Here is a 20585-nt window from a genome sequence, read left to right as displayed (position 1 = left end):
TCCGGCTCACAGGCCCCATTTCGCGGCGGTGTCTTCGAAAAAGCCCTGGGCTTTCTTGAGTTCGATCCAGCTGTTCACGTAGTTGATCCAGACCTGATCGTTTTGCGGAAGCAGCATCGCGATGGGCGTTGGCGCCCGGGGGCCGTCGGTTTCGATCTGGCGCAGGTTCGGGAACTTTGTCAGCAATGTCGACCCTTCGATGTTCGATGTCACAAAGACATCGGACCGGCCCGAGAGCACTTCCTGAAAGCCGCGGGCGGGGGCTTCGACCACGTTGATTTCGGAGTCGGGGAACCAGTCGCGCACCATTTTTTCAAAGCTGGTACCGAGGGTGGTGGCCACTTTGACGTCGCCCTGGTTGATCGAGTCCCAGCCCGAGAAGCGGTCGATCTTGTCGTCGGTGGTGAACGGAAAGATCTCAACGGCGATGTAGCTGTCTGAATACCCGGCTGCCTTGAGGCGGGCAGGGCTGATCGATGCAGAGCCGGTCATGTGATAGTTTCCGGCAACCACACCGTTCACCAGTGTTTTCCAGTCGGTGGCGACAAATTCCAGCTCAACCCCTAGATCTGTTGCCAATTGGGTCATGACGTCAATGTCGTACCCCTTGTAGCTGTTGGTAGCAGGGTCGCGGACCGACATCGGGTTCCAATCGCCCGTCGTCCCGACCTTGAGCACGCCGCCGCTGAGAATATCTTGCAATGCGGATTGCGCCGAGGCAGGAGCGCCGAGAAACGAGACGGCAACCGCGGCTGCCAGTCCGAGTGATTTCAGAAAACGCATGGTATTTTCCTTTTCGTAAGTGTCATGTCTGGTTTACATAGGCGGAATGCCCTGGCGCATGTCGCGGCGCAGATCCTTGGATGTGCGCGGGTGGCCATGGCGGGCAAGTCGAAGGATCGGAGATCTGTATGAGCGCGGAACGCGTCATAGAAATAAGCTCATTGAACAAATCCTTCGGTGATTTCCAGGTTCTGACTGACGTCAATCTGACGGTCAGCCTGGGCGAGCGTATCGTCGTTTGTGGGCCGTCGGGATCGGGCAAGTCAACCTTAATCCGGTGTGTCAATGGGTTGGAACAGTTCGATTCGGGGCGGATCGTGGTTGACGGGATTTCGTTGGCCGAGCCCGGTGGCGTGGACCGGGTGCGGGCCGAGGTTGGGATGGTATTCCAGCAATTCAATCTCTTTCCGCATCTGACCGTTCTTGAAAACCTGACGCTTGGCCCGATGAAATCCCGTGGTCTTTCCCGGACTGACGCCAACGCATTGGCGATGATGTATCTCGAACGGGTCCGTATTCCAGAGCAGGCCGAAAAACGACCCAGAGAACTTTCCGGCGGGCAGCAGCAGCGCGTTGCGATTGCGCGGTCCTTGTGCATGAAGCCCAAGATCATGTTGTTCGATGAACCGACCTCGGCGCTTGATCCGGAGATGATTTCCGAGGTGCTTGATGTGATGGTTGAGCTTGCAGAAGAGGGCATGACGATGCTGGTTGTGACCCACGAGATGGGCTTTGCGCGCAAGGTGGCGGATCGGATGGTGTTCATGGACGGCGGCGAGATTGTTGAGACAGGCACGCCCGCGACCGTGTTCGAGGCCCCGAAATCCGAACGGTTCCGTGCGTTCCTTGATAAAATTCTTCAGCATTAAGGCGGCGGTATGACTCGATCCATTTCACCCTGGATGCTCTTGTGTTGCCTGCTGTTGTTGGCCGGGTGCGGTTCGTCAGCTGGCACCTGGGGGTGGTATGTCATCAACCCGTCCACCGCGCAGGGACAGTCGAATATTCGGTTCCTGATCGGTGGGTTCGGCGCAACGATCCTGCTGTCGTTGATTGCGGCAGGATTATCCATGCTGATCGGATTGCTGGTGGCGCTTCCGGGCATGTCGTCGAACAAATGGATCCGCTTGCCGTCGCGCATCTATATCGAATTTGTCCGCGCGATTCCGCTGCTTCCGATGCTGTTTTGGGTTTTCTACGGTTTGCCGGTTGTGATGCGGTCGTTTGGCATGCCGGTCACAATTGACGCGTTCTGGGGGGCGATCATCACGCTAGCCATTTCGGATTCGGCCTTCACCGCCGAGATCTACCGCGCGGGCATTCAATCCATTCCGAAGGGGCAAACCGAAGCGGCGCGGACGGTCGGGCTCAGCTATACCCAGACGATGCGCTACGTGGTTTTGCCGCAAGCGATCCGTCGCATCCTGCCGCCGCTGGCCAACCAATTTATCTATATCGTGAAGATGTCGGCCTTTGCTTCGGTGATTGGCATGCAGGAACTGACCCGCCGGGCCAATGAACTGGTGGTGACGGAATACCGGCCGCTGGAAATCTACACGCTCTTGATCCTCGAATACCTTGTTCTGGTCCTCATCATCAGTTTCTTCGTCCGGTGGCTGGAGCGAAAAATGGATGCGGATGAAAGCCGCTGACCCCACACGCAGGAGATATCTATGAGCTGGTCTGAATTCATGAACGACACCGTGTCCCGAATTGGCGCGTTGCAGAAGGAAGCGCCCGACACGATGGCCGGGTTCAATACGATGGGCAAAGCCGCCAAGACCAATGGCGCGTTGCCCGAAAAGACCAAGGAACTGATCGCACTGGGCATTGCGATTTCGACGCGCTGCGACAGTTGCATCGCGTTTCATGTCAAATCGCTGGTGCGGCTCAAGACGACGCGCGAGGAATTCTGCGAAGCGTTGTCGATGATTGCTTACATGGGTGGTGGTCCATCCGTTGCCTTCAGCGCAAAGGCGCTTGAGGCTTATGACGAATTTACCGGCGGAGCGACCGGGAAGGCCGTTTAGCCCGACGCGTGCCGCGTCACGTGACGGCCTTGCGTACCATGTCCCAGTAAATCGTCTCGACCTCGTGCTGAGACAGTCGCCCGCCGCTGCGGTACCAGGTGTTGACACCTGTCAACATTGCGATGATCGCAAGAGTTGTGATCTTCGTGTCCGGCACCTGAAACACACCTGTGTCGCGCCCGGTTTGCAGGATCGCTTCCAGCGCGCTTTCGTAGCGGCGGCGCAGGTCTTCGATGACAGCAAAATTGTCCGGCGTGAGATTGCGCAGTTCCATGTACGAGATGAACACCGCCTCGGGGCGTTCCAGGTGAAACGCAATGTGAAACCGGGTGAAATGCTCCAGTTGCGCTTCGGGATCGGGTGGCCATGACACGGCCTGCCGGGCGGTCAGGAGGTCATCCATATGGCCCTTGAGAAGATCAAACAAAAGCGACTGTTTGTCGGGCGTATAGTTGTATAGCGCCCCGGCCTGAACACCGACTTCCTTGGCAATCTGGCGCATCGACACGGCGGCAAAGCCATGTTGCGCAAACAGGCGTAGCGCCGCCTCGCGGACCCGTGGGCCGGTGATGCCGGAATGAGACCCTGCTGTACGTGCCATGGATCGAGCGTAACTGAACACCTGTTCAAATCAAGCCCAAGGTTGCACGTCGCAGGTTGCTGCGGCATGACGGGGGTGTCGGTGGGAGCAGTGTCGATGTGGCGTCTCGGGATCATTGTAGGACTAGGGCTGAGCGCATGCGCACAGTTCCCCGAGGTGGACGCGGCCCTGAACGCCGATAATCCCAATCCGGACTATCCCAAACTTGTCCCTTTCGAAGAGCTGCTGACGGCCGACGATCCGCGAATTTCCGAGACCGATGACGACGCGTTGCGCGCGCGCGCCGAGGACTTGCGGCGACGGGCAAACGGTTTGCGACCACCGGTGATTGATCGTGACACGCGCGACCGAATGGACGCCGGGGTCACACAACCCTGACGCGCCCCGTTGCAGGTGCTCCTGCAAGACGTTATTGCCACCCGAACAACGCCTGAATTCAAGAAGGAACGCCACCGATGACTAAACCTTTGCGTCTTGGAATTGCGGGTCTGGGCACTGTTGGCGCGGGTGTCGTCAAGATCGTCCGTCAAAAGGCTGCGCTGCTGGAAGCGCGCGGCGGTCGCCCGATCGAAATCTCGGCCGTCTGCGCCCGCAGTCGCGGCAAGGACCGGGGTGTGCCGCTTGACAGCTATGGCTGGGAAGATGACCCGGTGGCACTGGCGACGCGTGATGATGTTGACGTCTTTGTGGAATTGATGGGCGGCAGCGATGGCCCGGCCAAGGCGGCAACTGAAGCCGCGTTGAAAGCGGGCAAAGACGTTGTGTCGGCCAACAAGGCGCTGTTGGCGTATCACGGTCAGGCGCTTGCCGAAGCGGCAGAGGCGTCGGATGCCGTCTTGCGGTTCGAAGCGGCGGTTGCGGGCGGGATCCCTGTTGTCAAGGCCTTGACCGAAGGGCTTGCCGGCAATGACATCGAGCGCGTGATGGGCGTCATGAACGGCACCTGCAACTATATCCTGACGCGCATGGAATCCGCAGGGCTAACATATGACGAAGCCTTCGCCGAAGCCGATGGTCTTGGTTATCTCGAAGCCGATCCCAACTTGGATGTTGGCGGTATTGATGCCGGTCACAAGCTGGCGCTGCTGGCATCCATCGCTTTTGGCACGCAGGTGGCGTTCGATGCGGTCGAACTTGAAGGCATCGGTCGGGTGTCCATCGAAGATATCCGTCAGGCCGCCGATATGGGCTACAAGGTCAAGCTTCTGGGCGTGTGCCAAATGACCGGTCGCGGGCTTGAACAGCGCATGTCGCCATGCCTTGTGCCCGCGACATCGCCGCTGGGACAGCTTGAAGGTGGCACGAACATGGTCGTCATCGAAGGCGATCAGGTGGGTCAGATCGTCCTGCGCGGTGCCGGGGCCGGTGAAGGGCCAACCGCCAGTGCTGTCATGGGCGATGTGCTTGATATTGCCCGTGGTACGCGCGTGTCGACGTTTGGCCAGCCCTCCGGCCATCTGGTCAAGGCAGAAGCTGCGACAACATCGACCCCGGCCCCTTATTACCTGCGTCTGGTTCTTCTGGACAAACCCGGCGCGCTGGCCAAGGTGGCCGCCGTTTTGGGGGAAGCGGGTGTGTCGATCAACAGGATGCGCCAGCGCAGCCATGATCAGGACACGGCACCGGTGCTGATCGTAACCCATAAAACGACCCGCGCGGCGCTGGATGCGGCCTTGCAAGCCATGGTTGGCACCAGCGTTGTTGAAGGCGAACCTGTGGCCCTGCGGATCGAGCAGCTCTGAGCACGGTAGCGCAACCATCCTTGTCAGCCTGTGGCCTCGCGCTTAACAGGCTAACGAGATGACCAAATACTGACTGGAGACGTCTATGACCTCGCGCTCTGATTTTAACGACCGGATGCTGTCACTCGGTCTGGCGCGAGTCGCCGAACAGGCCGCTATCGCGACCGTCGACCTGATCGGTCGCGGTGACGAAAAAGCCGCTGACCAGGCCGCCGTGAACGCCATGCGCGAGCAGCTTAACCTGCTTGATATCTCGGGTGTCGTGGTGATTGGCGAAGGCGAACGCGACGAAGCGCCAATGCTGTATATCGGCGAAGAAGTCGGCAGCGGCAACGGACCGGGTGTGGACATCGCCCTGGACCCGCTGGAAGGCACGACCCTGACGGCAAAAGACATGCCAAACGCGCTGACCGTGATTGCGATGGGGCCGCGCGGGTCAATGCTGCACGCCCCTGACGTCTATATGGAAAAGCTGGCGATCGGGCCGGGCTTTCCGGCCGGACTCGTCACGCTTGATATGCCGGTCACGACACGGATTTCCGCACTGGCAACGGAAAAAGGCTGCGCGCCGCGTGACATCACCGTTTGCGTTCTCGAACGTCCGCGCCACGAAGACATGATTGCCGAAATCCGGTCAACCGGTGCTGCGATCCGTCTGATCACAGACGGCGATGTGGCCGGTGTCATGCATTGCGCCGAACCGTCGCAAACTGGCATCGACATGTATATGGGCATCGGTGGCGCGCCCGAAGGCGTTTTGGCCGCCGCTGCGCTCAAATGTATGGGCGGACAGATCCAGGGTCGGTTGTTGTTCCGCAATGACGACGAAAAAGGCCGGGCTGCCAAAGCGGGGATCACCGATCTGGACCGCATCTATTCGCGGGATGACATGGTCACCGAAGATGTGATCTTTGCCGCAACCGGCGTGACCAGCGGATCGCTGTTGTCGGGCATTAAGCGCGAGATCGGGTTCAACACCACGGAAACGCTGCTGATGCGCTCCAAAACCGGTTCGGTCCGGCGCATGACCTATCGCAATCCAACCCAGGGATGAGGTGCGCATGACGGGATATCTGGGCGTCGACCGGTCTGTGACGGGTCGGCGGTGGATCGGACCGTCAGACGAGGTGTCCCGGCAGGCAGAGGCGCTTGTTCAGAACACCGGCCTGCCGCAAGCGCTGTGCCAGACCCTTGCGCGACTTGGGGTTCCGACCGAGGACGCGCAGTCCTATCTTGAGCCGACATTGCGCGACCTGTTGCCGGACCCGCGTGGCCTGCGTGACATGCAGAAAGCGGCGACGCGTCTTCTGGATGCGGTGGCCAAACGCGAACGCATTGCAATCTTCGCCGATTACGATGTGGATGGCGGATCGTCGGCCGCGTTGCTGATCGACTGGCTGCGGTCTATGGGGCGACAAGCCACGCTCTATGTTCCGGACCGGATTGACGAAGGTTACGGGCCGAACATCCCTGCGATGCAGGCCCTGGCCCAGGACCATGATCTGGTGATCTGCGTTGATTGCGGAACCTTGTCGCATGATCCGATTGCCGCTGCGGTGGGGGCGGATGTGATCGTTCTTGATCACCATTTGGGGGGCGAAACGCTTCCTGCTGCTTTTGCCGTGGTGAACCCCAACCGTCAGGATGAAAGCGGCGATCTCAGCCATCTGTGCGCAGCCGGGGTGGTCTTTCTGACACTGGTCGAAGCCGGGCGGCAACTGCGCGAGGCCGGGACACAAGGCCCGGACCTGATGCAGATGCTCGACCTTGTGGCGCTGGCAACCGTGGCGGATGTGGCCCCGCTTCGGGGGGTGAACCGTGCGCTGGTGCGGCAGGGGCTGAAAGTCATGGCGCGCCGCGCACGGCCGGGGCTGGTTGCCTTGTCAGATGTCGGCAGGCTCGAATCCGCACCGAAATCGTATCACCTTGGATTTGTCCTTGGCCCGCGCGTGAATGCGGGGGGGCGGATTGGCAAGGCGGATCTGGGCGCGCGGCTGCTGTCCTGCACCGATCCGCATGAAGCCAGATCCATTGCCGAACGGTTGGACGCGCTCAACACGGAGCGGCGCGAGATCGAAGAGGCGGTCCGCGCGCAAGCGCTGGAACAGGCCGAGGCGCGCGGTCTGGATGCGCCTTTGGTCTGGGCGGCGGGTGACGGTTGGCATCCTGGCGTTGTCGGCATTGTTGCGTCGCGCCTGAAAGAGCTGTCCAACCGACCGTCCATTGTGATCGGGTTTGACGGTGAGGATGGCAAAGGGTCGGGCCGGTCGGTCAGCGGAATCGATCTGGGCGCGTCAATCCAGAAACTGGCGGCCGAAGGGCATCTTCAAAAAGGTGGTGGGCATAAGATGGCTGCGGGGCTGTCGCTGTCGCGGGATCAATTGGAACCGGCGATGGCGCGGTTGTCCGAATTATTGGTTAAACAGGGGGCGGATAGCCTTGGTGCATCCGACCTGCGCCTTGATGGGCCGTTGATGCCCGGTGCAGCAACGCCGGAACTGATCGAACAACTGGAAGCGGCCGGACCATTCGGGGCAGGGGCGGCGGCACCGCGATTTGTGTTCCCGGATGTCCAGATCGCGTTCGCCAAGCGGGTCGGGCAATCCCATCTGAAAGTCAGTTTCGGCGATGGCATCGGCGCACGGCTGGATGCGATCTGCTTTGGCGCCTTCGATGGACCGATTGGCCCCGCCCTTGAGAACCATGGCGGCGCGCGATTCCATCTGGCCGGGCGACTTGAGATCAACGAGTGGGGCGGGCGGCGATCTGTGCAATTGCGGCTGGAAGACGCGGCGCAGGCCGCCACTGGCTGAAAGGGCAAGTCCCTGATTAGTGGGCTATTTTCAATGAAATCCGCCGCGATTTGGCCGGTTGAAAAAAACCGCACATTCGGGTGAATTTCCGCTTGCAAGGTCACGCCGGTTTGCCTAGATACACCCCACGCCAGCGCATGGCCCGTTCGTCTATCGGTTAGGACGCCAGGTTTTCAACCTGGAAAGAGGGGTTCGATTCCCCTACGGGCTGCCACTTCCTCCCCATCATCAACCACTTGCAAATGCCCATGTCGCTCGACATATCCGAGGCATGAAGACTGTGCAGATGATTTTTTCCGTTGTGGTGGCGGTTGGTCTGTGGACCCAGGCCGCTTCGGCGCAAACCCAGCCGCGCGTTCCGACATCGCAGGCCGAGATCAGCTTGTCTTTTGCGCCGCTGGTCAAGGAGGCGGCACCGGCTGTTGTGAATATCTATGCCCGCCAGATCGTGCAATCGCGAAGCCCGTTCGAGGGCGATCCGTTCTTTGGCAACCTGTTCCGCGATTTCGGCGCGTCGCGTCCGCGTGTGCAGAATTCGCTTGGGTCCGGGGTCATCGTCTCTGCGGATGGGTTCGTGGTGTCGAACTATCACGTCATCGGGCAGGCGGATCAAATCCGAGTGGTTCTGAATGATCGCCGCGAATACGAAGCGCGGGTGTTGATCGGGGACGAGGAAAGCGATCTGGTCATTCTGAAGATTGATGCCGAAGACATGCCGCACCTGTCCCTGCGCGACAGCGATACCGTTGAGGTTGGTGAGCTTGCCCTGGCGATTGGCAACCCGTTTGGTGTTGGGCAAACCGTGTCCTCCGGGATCGTCTCGGGGCTGGCGCGGTCGGGTGCAGTCACGGGTAATGCGCGGGGCTATTTCCTGCAGACGGATGCGCCGATCAATCCCGGCAATTCCGGCGGTGCCCTGATCGACGTGTCGGGGCAGCTGATCGGGATCAACACGTCGATCCTGACACGCTCGGGCGGGTCAAACGGCATCGGCTTTGCTATTCCGACGGCCCTCGTGGAGCAGTTCCTGGAACAGGCGCGGGCTGGCAAAACCACCTTTGAACGGCCCTGGGCCGGGGCCACCGGGCAACCGGTGGATGCGGGGCTGTCGGATGGGTTGGGCTTGTCCCGGCCCGAAGGTGTTGTGTTGACAGCGCTGCATCGCGCCAGCCCCTTGGCGGCAGCAGGCCTGCGCGTTGGTGACGTGGTTGTGTCCGTCGCCGGGCACCCGGTGCACTCGCCTGCCGAGATGCTGTTCCGCATGTCGGTGCAAGGGATTGGTCGGGATGTCGACATGACGTTTCTGCGGGATGGCGCGCTGCGCGATGTGCGGGTGTCTTTGATGCGCCCACCGGACGACCCGCCGCGCGACACGTATGTGTTGTCCGAGCGCGAGGTTCTGGCGGGGCTGGAAGTGGCGCGGGCGAACCCGGCGGTTCTTGACGAATTGGGGCTTCCTTTGACGGTGGACGGGATCGTGGTTGTTGATCCCGGCCCGCTTGGTCGGCGGGTTGGCTTGCGAACCGGCGATGTGCTGCGCCGGATTGATCGCGCGCTGATCACCGCGCCGCGTGACGTTGGCCCGGCGCTGCGCCGCGCTGCGCCGGGAATTGCCATTGAAGCGGAACGCGGTGGGCAACGCCTGCTTCTGCGGTTTCGGACATAGCTGTGGCAGACCTGTTTGACACTGACGCCGCTGCGGATACCGCGCACCGCCCGTTGGCTGATCGGCTGCGCCCCAAGGCGCTGTCGGACGTGATTGGCCAAAGCCAGGTGATTGGCCCGGATGCGCCACTGACCGTGATGCTTGAAGCGGGAAGCCTGGGCTCTGTCATTTTCTGGGGGCCGCCGGGGGTTGGCAAAACCACGCTTGCGCGGTTGCTGGCGGACGAAACTGATCTGCATTTTGTTCAGATCAGCGCGATTTTCTCGGGTGTGCCGGAACTTCGGAAAGTCTTCGACGCGGCCAAGCTGCGGCGCAAGACCGGGCAGGGGACATTGCTGTTTGTTGACGAAATCCATCGCTTCAACAAAGCCCAGCAGGATGGGTTTCTGCCGCATATGGAGGACGGTACGATCCTTCTGGTCGGCGCTACAACTGAAAACCCGTCGTTTGAATTGAATGCCGCCTTGCTCAGCCGTGCGCAGGTGCTGGTGCTGGAACGGCTTGCGCTGAGTGATCTGGAACGGTTGGCCCAAAGGGCGGAAGTGGAGCTGGATCGCACCTTGCCGCTGGACGGGTATGCCCGCGAAACCCTTTTGGAGATGGCCGATGGGGATGGGCGGGCGCTGCTGAACCTGATCGAACAGGTGATGGCGTGGAAAGTGGACGGAACGCTGGACAGTGCCGCGCTTGGCCAGCGGCTGATGAAGCGCGCGGCGCAATACGACAAGTCCGGAGACGCGCATTACAACCTGATTTCCGCCCTGCACAAATCGGTGCGCGGGTCTGATCCGGATGCTGCGCTGTACTGGTTTGCGCGCATGCTGGATGCCGGGGAAGACCCGCGTTACCTGGCGCGGCGGATCACCCGGATGGCGGTTGAGGACATTGGTCTGGCGGACCCGCAGGCGCAGGCGGTGTGTTTGCAAAGCTGGGAAACCTTCGAGCGGCTGGGCAGCCCGGAAGGCGAATTGGCGATTGCCCAAGCGCTGGTTTATCTTGCCCTCGCACCCAAATCGAACGCGGTGTACGTGGCCTACAAGGCCGCCCGCAAATCGGCGAAACGGACCGGGTCGCTGGCCCCACCCAAGCATATCCTGAACGCCCCGACGCAATTGATGAAGGATCAGGGCTACGGGTCGGATTATGCCTATGACCACGACGCGGAAGACGGGTTTTCCGGTCAGGATTATTTCCCCGACGGCATCGACCGGGATGCATTTTACACCCCGGTGGAGCGCGGGTTCGAGCGCGATCTGAAGAAGCGTGTCGAGTATTTCGCAAAGCTGCGGGCGAAGCGTCAAACTTGACTCTTTATGCTGTGCGCGCGACAGACCGCGCATGTTGACAACCCTCTCTCTTGTTGCGCTTGGCGGTGCGATCGGTGCCAGCCTTCGGTTTCTGACCGGGGTCGGGATCCTGCGCATTTTCGGGCACGGAGATTTCCCGATAGCGATCATGACGGTGAACATTCTTGGATCGTTTCTGATGGGGGTGTTTGTCGTGGCTGCCGCGCAGCGGGGGCTGACCCACATGTCGCCGTTTGTGATGACCGGACTTCTGGGGGGCTTCACGACCTTTTCGGCATTTTCCCTTGAAACAATGACGCTGATCGAACGCGGGCAACTTGGGTCGGCATCGCTTTACGTGGTGCTGTCGGTTGCACTTTCGGTCGGAGGACTGGCGCTGGGCCTGTTGGCAGCGCGGAGTATTTTTGCATGAGTCGCGTTCAAAACATCACCGTCGGACCCGGCGACGCGGACCAAAGGCTGGACCGCTGGCTGAAACGGTTGTTCCCGCATCTGGGGCAGGGGCGGATCGAAAAGATGTGCCGCAAAGGCGAGCTGCGCGTGGATGGCGGCCGGGTGAAGGCCAATACCCGTTTGGTGACCGGGCAGGATGTGCGCATTCCGCCGCTGCCGGAACCCGGAGAGGTGCAATCGCGTCCCAAGCCCGGGGTGTCTGACAAAGATGCAGAGATGATGAAGGCGTTGGTTCTGTACCGCGACGATCACATCATTGCGCTGAACAAGCCACCCGGATTACCGACGCAGGGCGGCAGCAAACAGACACGCCATGTGGACGGATTGGCCGAATCGCTGACATTTGGGTATGATGAGAAACCGCGTCTGGTACACCGGTTGGACAAGGACACCTCTGGCGTTCTGCTGCTGGCCCGCACTCGCAAGATCGCCGGGGCGCTGACCGAGGCGTTCCGCGCACGTGAGACCCGCAAGATCTATTGGGCGGCGGTGGCCGGTGTGCCGCATCCACGGATGGGGACAATCAAGTTTGGCCTGGTCAAAGCGCCGGGTCATGGGGCGAGTGGGGAAAACGAAAAGATGCGCGCGGTGCATCCGCGTGATGTGGCCCATACCGAAGGCGCAAAACACGCGACCACGGATTATGCGGTGCTAAGCGCATTGGGCCAGCGAACGGCATGGGTGGCCATGGTTCCGATCACGGGACGCACACACCAGTTGCGCGCCCATATGGCCGAGCTTGGACATCCGATCATCGGGGATGGCAAATATGGCGGGTCGGGTCAGGAAAACCTGGGCGACGGCTGGGGCGCCATGCTGGGTGGGGCGGTCAGCCGGAAACTGCACCTGCACGCGCGGTCGATCTCGATCACGCATCCTGTGACGGGGGCAAAACTCACCATCACGGCCCCGCTTCCGGAACACATGGAGCGGACCTGGGAGTTCGTGCAGTGGGATCCGCGCGATGTGCCGGCCGATCCGTTCGAGGATGTCGAATGAGCGAACCGCTTCGGTTGGTTGTGTTTGATGTCGACGGCACCCTGGTGGACAGTCGCACGCATATTCTGGCCTCCATGCGCCAGAGCTTTCAGGATCTTGGTCTCGCCGTGCCCTCCGAGGATGCTATCCTGCATGGGGTCGGATTGTCCCTGCCGGAACTCATGGCGCAGCTTGTGCCGGACGCGCCGCCCGAGACGCATGACCGGCTTGCCGCGCGCTACAAGGACCTGTCGTTGTTGCGCCATGTGACGGCCGGGCAGGATGCCGAGTCGCCCTTTTTCCCGGGAATGCGCGACGTGTTGGACAGCCTTCGCGCACAGGATTTCACGTTGCTTGCAACCGCAACCGGAAAGTCCCGCCGCGGGCTGGATCGGATGATCGCGCATCACGGCTTGCAGGGCTATTTCCAAACCACGCAGGTGGCTGACAACCACCCTTCGAAACCGCATCCGTCCATGGTGGTCACGGCGTTGTCGGAAACCGGCGTAGAACCGCAAAACGCGGTGATGATCGGGGACACGAGTTATGACATCGCGATGGGTCGCGCCGCCGGAGTGGCAACGATCGGGGTCAGCTGGGGCTATCAGGCAAAAATAGCCTTGTCCGAGGCGGATGGTATTGTAGACACCGCCTCTGATCTGTTTGACAGTTTGAATTCTTGGATGGAACGCCTGACATGAGTGAATGGGCCCCGAAACGGTTTTGGACCACTGCCGACACCACTGAGACGGATGAGGGTTTTGGCGTGCTGCTGGATGGCAGGCCGGTGCGCACCCCGGCCAAGGCGCTCCTTGAGGTGCCAAGCAAGGCGCTGGCTGACCGCATCGCGTCCGAGTTTGACGCGCAGGTCGGAAAGATCGATCCGACCACCATGCCATTTACGCGCACCGCGAATGCTGCGGTCGACAAGGTCAGGAGTCAGAAATCCGAAGTGGCCGATATGTTGGCCGACTACGGCGACAGTGATCTGCTGTGCTATCGCGCGGCAGAACCTGCAGGACTGGTCGCCCGGCAGGCCGAGCAGTGGGATCCGTACCTGAATTGGGCAGCTGATGCGCTGGGTGCGCGGCTGGAGCCCCGGACCGGCGTGATCCACGCTCCGCAATGCCCCGAGGCGCTGGGCACGCTGCGCAAACGAGTACATACCATGAACGTTTTCGAACTCGCAGCGTTTCACGATCTTGTGTCGATCAGCGGATCGCTGATCCTTGGGTTTGCGGCTCAATTGGGCCATCGTCCGCCCGAAGAGATCTGGAGCGTTTCCAGACTCGACGAGATTTGGCAACAAGAACAATGGGGCGTGGATGACGAAGCGCAGGAAATGGCCGACCACAAGAAAGCCGCGTTTCTGCACGCAAACGCGTTCATGCGATTGATCCAGCCGTAATCGGGGGCGTGACGTTAAGGCAACCGCGGTTTTTTGGTTGGAAATTAGGCCATTCGGCTTGACCTCTGGAATTGAATCCCCACAAAATCGCGATCACTGATTGTAGGGGTTTCCCTACTTAAGTCGTATGGGCGTGAATACGCTTGTTAGAAACCGTGCCTGATGGTGCGGACCAACAGGAAGAGGTAAAAATGAAAAAAATTGCAATTCTTGGCGCGATGACCGTGGCTGGCCTTTCGGCTGGTGCCGTGTCCGCCTCCACACTTGAAGATGTGAAGGCGCGTGGCAAGCTGAACTGCGGTGTGACCACTGGTCTCGTCGGGTTTGCGGCGCCAAACGCGAATGGCGAATGGGAAGGCTTCGATGTCGGCGTCTGCCGCGCCGTTGCAGCTGCCGTTCTGGGCGATCCAACCGCCGTCGAATTCGTGCCGACAACTGGTAAGACACGCTTTACCGCGCTGGCTTCTGGTGAGATCGACCTTCTGGCACGGAACACCACCTGGACGTTCTCTCGTGACGTCGACCTGAAGTTCGAATTCGTCGGTATCAACTACTATGACGGTCAGGGCTTCATGGTTCCCAAGGAACTGGGTGTTTCCTCGGCCAAGGAACTTGATGGCGCAACCGTCTGCATCCAGACCGGCACCACAACCGAGCTGAACCTCGCGGATTTCTTCCGTGCCAACAACATCAGCTACGAGCCGGTTCCGATCGAAACAAACGCTGAAGCGCAGCCGCTGTACCTGGAAGGCGCATGTGACGTCTATACAACAGACGCCTCCGGCCTTGCCGCGACACGTGCCGCGTTTGAAAACCCGGGCGACCACGTTGTTCTGCCAGAGATTATTTCCAAAGAGCCACTCGGTCCGCTTGTTCGCCACGGCGACAACGACTGGGCTGACATCAACCGTTGGGTTCTCAACGCGCTGATCGCAGCAGAAGAACTGGGTGTCACATCTGCAAACGTTGCAGAGATGTCCGCATCTGCAGGAAACAACCCTGAAATCAACCGCCTGCTGGGAACAGAAGGCACGTTGGGCGAAATGCTTGGGTTGGAAGCTGACTGGGCCAAGAACGCCATCATGGCGGGTGGCAACTACGGTGAGCTGTTCGAAAAGAACATTGGTGAAAACACACCAATCGGTCTGGCGCGCGGCCTGAACGCGCAGTGGACCGAGGGTGGGCTGCTCTACTCGCCGCCCTTCCGCTAAATCCTGACGAACGGAAAAGGGCGCAGTGCAAACTGCGCCCTTTTTCGATATACAGACAATGCCTTAGGTCAGGCACCAGAGCGAGACAATCGCCGCCAATAGGGCCAGGGAACACAGGGATAAACACATGTCGACGCTATCCGATCCACCGTCAGGATCGTTTCAGCTCTCTATGCTGATCAACGATACACGGTATCGATCCTACACATTTCAATTTGTCGCTTTGGTTCTGCTGGTCGCGGCGATGGCCTATTTGGGCTGGAACCTTGTCCAGAACCTGACTGCGGCTGGTCTCAACATCTCGTACCAGTTTCTTGGTGAACCTGCCGGGTATGACATCAACCAGACACTGATTTCATACACCAGCCAATCCACGCATTGGCGGGCATCGCTTGTCGGGGTTCTCAATACGCTGCTGGTTGCGTTTCTTGGCTGCATCATGGCCACGATCATCGGGGTCGTTGTCGGCGTGCTGCGCCTGAGCAACAACTGGATCGTGCGCAAGCTGACCTCGTTCTACGTCGAAATTTTCCGCAATGTGCCTGTGCTGATCTGGATTCTGATCATCATGGCCGTGTTCGTGGCCGTATTGCCGCAACCGCGCGACTTCCGGGGGGACAACCCAGAGGCCAGCATGGTTCTTGACGCGTTTGCGTTTACCGGACGAGGTTTTTATTCGCCTGCGCCGATCTTCGGACCGGGGTCTGGCGTTGTCATTGCGGTGTTCCTGGCGTCGATCGTCGGAATTTTTGCGTTTCGCAAACATGCGCGCAAAGCCCTGTTCGAACGCGGACAACTGATCCCGACCTTCTGGCCGTCCGTTGCCCTGTTCTTCATTCCGGCAATTCTGGCGTTCTTTATCATGGGGCGTCCGATTGGATTGGATTATCCCGAATTGAAGGGCTTCAACTTCCAGGGCGGCATCTTCATGCGGAACTCGCTGATTGCCCTGTGGTTCGCGCTGTCGATCTACACCGCTGCGTTTATCGCGGAAAACGTCCGCGCCGGGATCCTTGCTGTCAGCAAGGGACAGACCGAGGCCGCCGCGTCTTTGGGTCTGCGTCCGAACCGGATCATGAACCTCGTAGTGCTTCCGCAGGCGCTGCGTGTGATCATTCCGCCGTTGATTTCGCACTACCTGAACCTGACCAAGAACTCGTCGCTTGCGATTGCGGTGGGCTACATGGATCTGACGGGGACCCTTGGGGGCATCACGCTGAACCAGACAGGCCGCGCGATTGAATGCGTTGTGCTGTTGATGTTGTTCTACCTGACGATTTCCTTGAGCATTTCGGCCCTGATGAACGTCTACAACAATTCCGTTAAGCTGCAGGAGCGCTGAGATGTCAGATACACATGCTCAAACCGTTGCCTTCGTGCGTCAGGAAATGTTGCCAGAACAGCCGCCCCCCGCGTCCGAGCAAGGGGTGATCAAATGGATGCGACAGAACCTGTTTGACGGCTGGTTGAACACGCTCCTGACGGTGCTGTCGCTCTATTTCATCTATAAGATCGTCGCGGGTGCATGGCCGTGGTTTGCCAACGGCATCTGGACCACCTCTTCGCTTGCGGAATGTCGCGAGCTTCTGGAAGGTGGCGTCGGCGCGTGTTTCTCGGTTCTGACCGAGCGCTGGAACCAGCTTCTGTTCGGGTTCAAATATCCGCCCGATCAGTACTGGCGCCCAACACTGGCGTTTGTGCTGTTGCTGATCGCCATGGCACCGGTTCTGTTTTCCAAGAAGTTCCCGCGCCAGATGTTCATCTTCACCGGGCTGTTTCCGTTCATAGCGTTCTGGCTGATCTGGGGCGGATCGCTGCTGACGCCGCTGGTTGCGCTCTTGGGGTTCGTTGCGGGCTATGTCGCCTTCAAGAAGTTCGAATACCAGAGCTTCGCCATGGGGATGATTGCCGGGCTGCTTGCCACGGTGATCGTATGGTGGCTCGGTGGATTTATCACCGGTGCAGCCCCGGGCTTTATGGCGCTGGAGGCTGTTCCATCGCGGGACCTGGGTGGGTTCATGCTGAACATCATCTTGGGCACCGTCTGTGTGTCGCTGTCGCTGCCCATCGGGATCCTGCTGGCGCTGGGCCGTCAGTCGGACATGATCATCATCAAATGGATTTGCGTGGTCTTCATCGAATTCATTCGGGGTGTGCCGCTGATCACGTTGCTGTTCGTTGCCAACGTGGTGCTGGCGTATTTCCTGCCACCGGGCACGAATTTTGACCTTGTCCTGCGCGTGATCATCATGATCACCATGTTCTCGTCGGCCTATATTGCCGAGGTGATCCGGGGCGGTCTGGCAGCGTTGCCACGGGGCCAGTACGAGGCGGCCGACAGCCTTGGCCTTGACTATGCGCAATCCACACGCCTGATCATCATGCCGCAAGCGCTCAAAATCTCTATTCCGGGGATCGTGAACGTGGCGGTTGGCTTGTTCAAAGATACAGTGCTGGTGTCGGTGATCTCGATGTTTGACCTCGTGGGCATGATCCGCGGGCCGATCCTCGCGTCGACCGAATGGAATGGCGTCTACTGGGAACTGTGGGGCTTTGCCGTCCTTCTGTTCTTCGTCGTCTGCTACGGCATTTCACAATATTCGCAGTGGCTTGAGCGTGAGCTTGCCACCGATCATCGATAAGGAGGCCAACGATATGGCTGAAACTCAAACACAGATGTCCATCTCGGATGAGGTGGCGATCCAGATCGAAAACATGAACAAGTGGTACGGGACGTTCCACGTTCTGCGCGACATTGATCTGACCGTGTATCGTGGCGAACGGATCGTGATTGCGGGGCCGTCAGGCTCTGGCAAATCCACATTGATCCGCTGCATCAATGCGTTGGAAGAGCACCAGAAAGGGTCGATCACCGTGGACGGCACGTTGCTGTCCTCGGATCTCAAGAATATCGACCGGATCCGATCCGAAGTCGGGATGGTGTTCCAGCACTTCAACCTGTTCCCGCATCTGACGATCCTTGAGAACTGCACGCTGGCTCCGATCTGGGTGCGCAAGACGCCCAAGAAAGAAGCCGAAGAAACCGCGATGCATTTCCTGGAGAAGGTGAAAATCCCGGAACAGGCTGACAAATACCCCGGTCAGCTTTCGGGTGGTCAGCAGCAGCGTGTGGCGATTGCCCGGTCGCTGTGCATGCGTCCGCGCATCATGCTGTTCGATGAACCCACATCGGCGCTCGATCCCGAGATGATCAAAGAGGTGCTCGACACCATGGTCAGCCTTGCCGAAGAGGGTATGACGATGCTGTGTGTGACCCACGAAATGGGGTTTGCCCGACAGGTCGCCAACCGCGTGATCTTTATGGATGCGGGACAGATCGTCGAACAGAATGAGCCCGAAGAGTTCTTTAACAATCCGCAGAACGAACGGACCAAGCTGTTCCTGAGCCAGATCCTCGGCCACTGACGCAGGTGAAAACCAGATTGAAAAGCCCGCGTCAGACCCGGGCTTTTTTCGTTAGCAGTGGCGGTTTCCCAGTGCTTAACCGGTCATGAGTTCGCGTGGAATTGCGAAGTCTGCACAGGTCCCCAGACCCGGAGCAATGTCGCCCCAGCTGTCGACCGCGAACGTGATCAAGGCTGTTGCGCAGGTAGGATAATCCATGAATCGCGGATTGGCAGGCCAGTCGGCGACCAGTTGATGTGCGCAGTCCGCGATGCCGTGATTGTGCCCCACCATCAAGACCGTGTCGGCGCTCGCGGTTTGCAAACATGCGATCATGTCGCGGGCGTCGGCCAGGTACAACCCTCGTTCAAAGCGTGTGGGCAAGCCGTCGAATCCCAACAGATCGAGCGTTTGCCGCGTTCGTGTTGCCGTTGAGCACAACGCTTCCTGCGGTATCCAGCCCTGCGCTCTGAGCCATTCCCCCATAGCGGGCGCGCTCTGGGTGCCGCGTTTGTTCAGGGGGCGGCCGTGATCGTCCTCACCGGCGGACCAATCCGATTTCGCATGCCGCATGAGGATCAACCGTTTCACAAGCTTGCACCTTTGTGTTGCGTGCGGTCAGTCTCCCAAAAACGCGCGCATGTGGAAAGCTGATTGTTCCTCGACGCGTCCGAACCGTTGAGACACAGGGCAGGCGCGCCGCACCAGGCAGCCATTTCTGCACGCTGCGCCCGCTGGGCTGTGGACATGCGCCACGCAGGCAGGCACGTCATAGGCCTGCCCGGGGGCCAAAGCGCCAACCGGGCAGGCGAATGCGCAGGGTTGATCGGCGCAGGTCAGGCACGGTGACGTGCCCGGTTCAGGAAGGTCCAATCGGTCCGGCAAGGCCAGAACTGACCGGAAACTTATAAAGAGCCCGGCGGTTTCGTGGACCAGTAATCCCACCGGCGACGGCCAGTTCGCCCCGCTTTTTTCAGCCCATCTGAGAAAGGGCGCGTAGGGCGGACCGTCATAAGGAAAAATGGCCGTGGCCTGACGCTCCTGCGCCAGCATATGCGTGATGCGTTTGGACCACCGATCCAGCGGGTGTGGGGCACCGTCGGCAAACTCGGGTGACGCTTTGAAGATGGTCCAGAACTGCGGCTCATTTGGACCCAACAGGACCAGCGTCCGAGTGCCGTCCGGGGACAGATCATCAGCCGCTGGATGAAACGCCCCGCGCACGGCCAGACCCAGTTGGCGCGCCTCGGCATCCAGTTGATCCAGCGTCACCGTTCAGGCCGGATCAGCGAACCTGCGCCATGTTCCGTGAACAATTCCAGAAGGCATGCGTTTGGCACACGCCCATCCAGAATGACGACGGCGCGCACGCCGTCTTCGATGGCTTTCAACGCGGTTTCTGTCTTGGGGATCATGCCTCCCGCGATGGTGCCGTCCGCAATCATGGCGGTAACGTCTTCCGGCGTCATCGCTGTGACAACCGTGCCGCTGGTGTCTTTGACGCCGCTGACATCGGTCAACAACAGCAACCGATCCGCCCGCAACGCGCCGGCGATTGCACCGGCCGCGGTATCCCCGTTGACGTTGAACGTCTCGTTGGGCTGCGTACCCGTCGCAACCGGGGCGACCACCGGGATGATCCCGGCATCAAACAGATCGCGCAACACCTGCGCGTTCATGCGGACCGGACGCCCGACAAAGCCAAGCTCCGGATCGTCCGGCTCGCAGACCATCAGATCGTCGTCTTTTCCCGAAAGGCCCACGGCGCGGCCGCCCTGATCCATGATCGCCTGAACGATACGCTTGTTCACCAGCCCGGTGAGCACCATTTCGACAACTTCGATTGTCGCCTTGTCGGTCACGCGTTTGCCACGCACGAACTCTGACACGATCCCAAGCCGGTTCAGCATGTCGTTGATCATCGGACCGCCGCCATGGACCACAACCGGATTAATCCCGACCTGTCGCATCAGGACGATGTCGCGGGCGAACTCCGCCATCGCGTCATCGTCGCCCATGGCATTGCCACCAAATTTGACCACGACCACCGCGCCCGCATAGCGTTGCATATAGGGAAGCGCCTCGGACAGGGTGCGGGCAGTTGCGATCCAATCGTGGTTCATATCTCGGGATTTCATCTGTCTTGGTATCCTTGCCAGAACGCGGCCTGACGTTGACCCTGTGTGCG

At 59.9% G+C, this 20585-nt stretch carries 22 protein-coding genes and 1 tRNA gene; 18 read left to right on the top strand and 5 right to left on the bottom strand.

The window, feature by feature from the left end:
• Positions 1-6: 6 nt before the first annotated feature.
• Positions 7-783: a transporter substrate-binding domain-containing protein gene (locus tag MWU54_RS07045; protein WP_247081689.1), complete on the bottom strand. Its 777-nt coding sequence runs from the start codon at positions 781-783 to the stop codon at positions 7-9.
• 128 nt (positions 784-911) lie between these two features.
• Between MWU54_RS07045 and MWU54_RS07040 the strand changes: the two genes are divergently transcribed.
• The 3 genes from MWU54_RS07040 to MWU54_RS07030 are packed head-to-tail and all read left to right on the top strand — an operon-like array spanning position 912 to position 2813.
• A complete protein-coding gene (locus MWU54_RS07040) occupies positions 912-1652 on the top strand; it encodes an amino acid ABC transporter ATP-binding protein (RefSeq protein WP_247081687.1) in 741 nt (246 codons plus the stop codon).
• A 9-nt stretch (positions 1653-1661) separates the two neighbouring features.
• Positions 1662-2435 (top strand): amino acid ABC transporter permease, encoded by a 774-nt coding sequence (locus MWU54_RS07035; RefSeq protein WP_247081685.1) that lies wholly within the window; start codon positions 1662-1664, stop codon positions 2433-2435.
• A gap of 21 nt (positions 2436-2456) precedes the next feature.
• Entirely contained in the window at positions 2457-2813 is a 357-nt protein-coding gene (locus MWU54_RS07030) for a carboxymuconolactone decarboxylase family protein (RefSeq protein WP_247081683.1), read from the top strand.
• Positions 2814-2829: 16 nt separating this feature from the next.
• Here MWU54_RS07030 and MWU54_RS07025 read toward each other — a convergent pair whose 3' ends face one another.
• Entirely contained in the window at positions 2830-3414 is a 585-nt protein-coding gene (locus tag MWU54_RS07025) for a TetR/AcrR family transcriptional regulator (RefSeq protein ID WP_247081682.1), read from the bottom strand.
• A gap of 66 nt (positions 3415-3480) precedes the next feature.
• Between MWU54_RS07025 and MWU54_RS07020 the strand changes: the two genes are divergently transcribed.
• From MWU54_RS07020 to MWU54_RS06950, 15 genes are all read left to right on the top strand, one after another.
• Positions 3481-3792 (top strand): hypothetical protein, encoded by a 312-nt coding sequence (locus MWU54_RS07020; protein ID WP_247081681.1) that lies wholly within the window; start codon positions 3481-3483, stop codon positions 3790-3792.
• A gap of 77 nt (positions 3793-3869) precedes the next feature.
• Positions 3870-5156, top strand: a complete 1287-nt coding sequence (locus tag MWU54_RS07015; RefSeq protein ID WP_247081680.1) for a homoserine dehydrogenase — start codon at positions 3870-3872, stop codon at positions 5154-5156.
• Between the two features lie 85 nt (positions 5157-5241).
• Positions 5242-6210 (top strand): class II fructose-bisphosphatase, encoded by a 969-nt coding sequence (glpX, locus tag MWU54_RS07010; RefSeq protein WP_247081679.1) that lies wholly within the window; start codon positions 5242-5244, stop codon positions 6208-6210.
• A 7-nt stretch (positions 6211-6217) separates the two neighbouring features.
• Entirely contained in the window at positions 6218-7969 is a 1752-nt protein-coding gene (recJ, locus tag MWU54_RS07005; RefSeq protein ID WP_247081678.1) for a single-stranded-DNA-specific exonuclease RecJ, read from the top strand.
• Between the two features lie 139 nt (positions 7970-8108).
• A tRNA-Glu gene (locus tag MWU54_RS07000) sits at positions 8109-8183 on the top strand.
• Between the two features lie 57 nt (positions 8184-8240).
• Entirely contained in the window at positions 8241-9635 is a 1395-nt protein-coding gene (locus MWU54_RS06995; RefSeq protein WP_247081677.1) for a trypsin-like peptidase domain-containing protein, read from the top strand.
• A gap of 2 nt (positions 9636-9637) precedes the next feature.
• Positions 9638-10942, top strand: coding sequence for a replication-associated recombination protein A (locus MWU54_RS06990; RefSeq protein WP_247081676.1), 1305 nt, complete (start codon positions 9638-9640; stop codon positions 10940-10942).
• 31 nt (positions 10943-10973) lie between these two features.
• Positions 10974-11354, top strand: coding sequence for a fluoride efflux transporter CrcB (gene crcB, locus MWU54_RS06985; protein ID WP_247081675.1), 381 nt, complete (start codon positions 10974-10976; stop codon positions 11352-11354).
• Complete coding sequence (locus MWU54_RS06980; RefSeq protein WP_247081674.1) at positions 11351-12394, top strand: RluA family pseudouridine synthase; 1044 nt, start codon at positions 11351-11353, stop codon at positions 12392-12394. Before crcB ends, MWU54_RS06980 begins: the two co-directional genes overlap by 4 nt.
• Positions 12391-13074, top strand: a complete 684-nt coding sequence (locus MWU54_RS06975; protein WP_247081673.1) for an HAD-IA family hydrolase — start codon at positions 12391-12393, stop codon at positions 13072-13074. The genes MWU54_RS06980 and MWU54_RS06975 overlap by 4 nt, the downstream gene beginning before the upstream one ends.
• A complete protein-coding gene (locus MWU54_RS06970) occupies positions 13071-13781 on the top strand; it encodes an ATP12 family protein (RefSeq protein ID WP_247081672.1) in 711 nt (236 codons plus the stop codon). The genes MWU54_RS06975 and MWU54_RS06970 overlap by 4 nt, the downstream gene beginning before the upstream one ends.
• Before the next feature lie 191 nt (positions 13782-13972).
• Positions 13973-14992: an amino acid ABC transporter substrate-binding protein gene (locus tag MWU54_RS06965; RefSeq protein WP_247081671.1), complete on the top strand. Its 1020-nt coding sequence runs from the start codon at positions 13973-13975 to the stop codon at positions 14990-14992.
• A gap of 127 nt (positions 14993-15119) precedes the next feature.
• Positions 15120-16334 (top strand): ABC transporter permease subunit, encoded by a 1215-nt coding sequence (locus MWU54_RS06960; RefSeq protein ID WP_247081670.1) that lies wholly within the window; start codon positions 15120-15122, stop codon positions 16332-16334.
• Between the two features lies 1 nt (position 16335).
• Positions 16336-17634 carry an amino acid ABC transporter permease gene (locus MWU54_RS06955; RefSeq protein WP_247081669.1) on the top strand — a complete coding sequence of 433 codons (1299 nt, stop codon included), beginning with the start codon at positions 16336-16338 and terminating at the stop codon, positions 17632-17634.
• Positions 17635-17647: 13 nt separating this feature from the next.
• A complete protein-coding gene (locus MWU54_RS06950) occupies positions 17648-18418 on the top strand; it encodes an amino acid ABC transporter ATP-binding protein (protein ID WP_247081668.1) in 771 nt (256 codons plus the stop codon).
• Positions 18419-18493: 75 nt separating this feature from the next.
• Here the strand turns inward: MWU54_RS06950 and MWU54_RS06945 are convergent, their stop codons facing one another.
• Genes MWU54_RS06945 through argB form a run of 3 tightly spaced genes read right to left on the bottom strand, consistent with a single transcriptional unit; the run spans position 18494 to position 20535 of the window.
• Positions 18494-18988: a histidine phosphatase family protein gene (locus MWU54_RS06945; protein ID WP_247081667.1), complete on the bottom strand. Its 495-nt coding sequence runs from the start codon at positions 18986-18988 to the stop codon at positions 18494-18496.
• Positions 18989-19015: 27 nt separating this feature from the next.
• On the bottom strand, positions 19016-19669 hold the full coding sequence (locus MWU54_RS06940; protein ID WP_247081666.1) for a ferredoxin: 654 nt from the start codon (positions 19667-19669) through the stop codon (positions 19016-19018).
• The gene (gene argB, locus MWU54_RS06935) at positions 19666-20535 is read right to left on the bottom strand and encodes an acetylglutamate kinase (protein ID WP_247081665.1); all 870 of its coding nucleotides are present in this window, start codon (positions 20533-20535) and stop codon (positions 19666-19668) included. The genes MWU54_RS06940 and argB overlap by 4 nt, the downstream gene beginning before the upstream one ends.
• Positions 20536-20585: the final 50 nt, after the last annotated feature.

It is taken from the genome of Marivita sp. S6314, from assembly GCF_023015985.1.
GTDB lineage: Bacteria > Pseudomonadota > Alphaproteobacteria > Rhodobacterales > Rhodobacteraceae > Marivita.
This window is presented reverse-complemented; position numbering and strand designations above follow the sequence as displayed.

What these genes read in the sequence shown, in the direction of transcription:
- MWU54_RS07045 (WP_247081689.1), bottom strand. Translation starts at nt 783, where the DNA reads ATGCGTTTTCTGAAATCACTCGGACTGGCAGCCGCGGTTGCCGTCTCG.
- MWU54_RS07040 (WP_247081687.1), top strand. Translation starts at nt 912, where the DNA reads ATGAGCGCGGAACGCGTCATAGAAATAAGCTCATTGAACAAATCCTTC.
- MWU54_RS07035 (WP_247081685.1), top strand. Translation starts at nt 1,662, where the DNA reads ATGACTCGATCCATTTCACCCTGGATGCTCTTGTGTTGCCTGCTGTTG.
- MWU54_RS07030 (WP_247081683.1), top strand. Translation starts at nt 2,457, where the DNA reads ATGAGCTGGTCTGAATTCATGAACGACACCGTGTCCCGAATTGGCGCG.
- MWU54_RS07025 (WP_247081682.1), bottom strand. Translation starts at nt 3,414, where the DNA reads ATGGCACGTACAGCAGGGTCTCATTCCGGCATCACCGGCCCACGGGTC.
- MWU54_RS07020 (WP_247081681.1), top strand. Translation starts at nt 3,481, where the DNA reads ATGACGGGGGTGTCGGTGGGAGCAGTGTCGATGTGGCGTCTCGGGATC.
- MWU54_RS07015 (WP_247081680.1), top strand. Translation starts at nt 3,870, where the DNA reads ATGACTAAACCTTTGCGTCTTGGAATTGCGGGTCTGGGCACTGTTGGC.
- glpX (WP_247081679.1), top strand. Translation starts at nt 5,242, where the DNA reads ATGACCTCGCGCTCTGATTTTAACGACCGGATGCTGTCACTCGGTCTG.
- recJ (WP_247081678.1), top strand. Translation starts at nt 6,218, where the DNA reads ATGACGGGATATCTGGGCGTCGACCGGTCTGTGACGGGTCGGCGGTGG.
- MWU54_RS06995 (WP_247081677.1), top strand. Translation starts at nt 8,241, where the DNA reads ATGAAGACTGTGCAGATGATTTTTTCCGTTGTGGTGGCGGTTGGTCTG.
- crcB (WP_247081675.1), top strand. Translation starts at nt 10,974, where the DNA reads ATGTTGACAACCCTCTCTCTTGTTGCGCTTGGCGGTGCGATCGGTGCC.
- MWU54_RS06980 (WP_247081674.1), top strand. Translation starts at nt 11,351, where the DNA reads ATGAGTCGCGTTCAAAACATCACCGTCGGACCCGGCGACGCGGACCAA.
- MWU54_RS06975 (WP_247081673.1), top strand. Translation starts at nt 12,391, where the DNA reads ATGAGCGAACCGCTTCGGTTGGTTGTGTTTGATGTCGACGGCACCCTG.
- MWU54_RS06970 (WP_247081672.1), top strand. Translation starts at nt 13,071, where the DNA reads ATGAGTGAATGGGCCCCGAAACGGTTTTGGACCACTGCCGACACCACT.
- MWU54_RS06965 (WP_247081671.1), top strand. Translation starts at nt 13,973, where the DNA reads ATGAAAAAAATTGCAATTCTTGGCGCGATGACCGTGGCTGGCCTTTCG.
- MWU54_RS06960 (WP_247081670.1), top strand. Translation starts at nt 15,120, where the DNA reads ATGTCGACGCTATCCGATCCACCGTCAGGATCGTTTCAGCTCTCTATG.
- MWU54_RS06955 (WP_247081669.1), top strand. Translation starts at nt 16,336, where the DNA reads ATGTCAGATACACATGCTCAAACCGTTGCCTTCGTGCGTCAGGAAATG.
- MWU54_RS06950 (WP_247081668.1), top strand. Translation starts at nt 17,648, where the DNA reads ATGGCTGAAACTCAAACACAGATGTCCATCTCGGATGAGGTGGCGATC.
- argB (WP_247081665.1), bottom strand. Translation starts at nt 20,535, where the DNA reads ATGAAATCCCGAGATATGAACCACGATTGGATCGCAACTGCCCGCACC.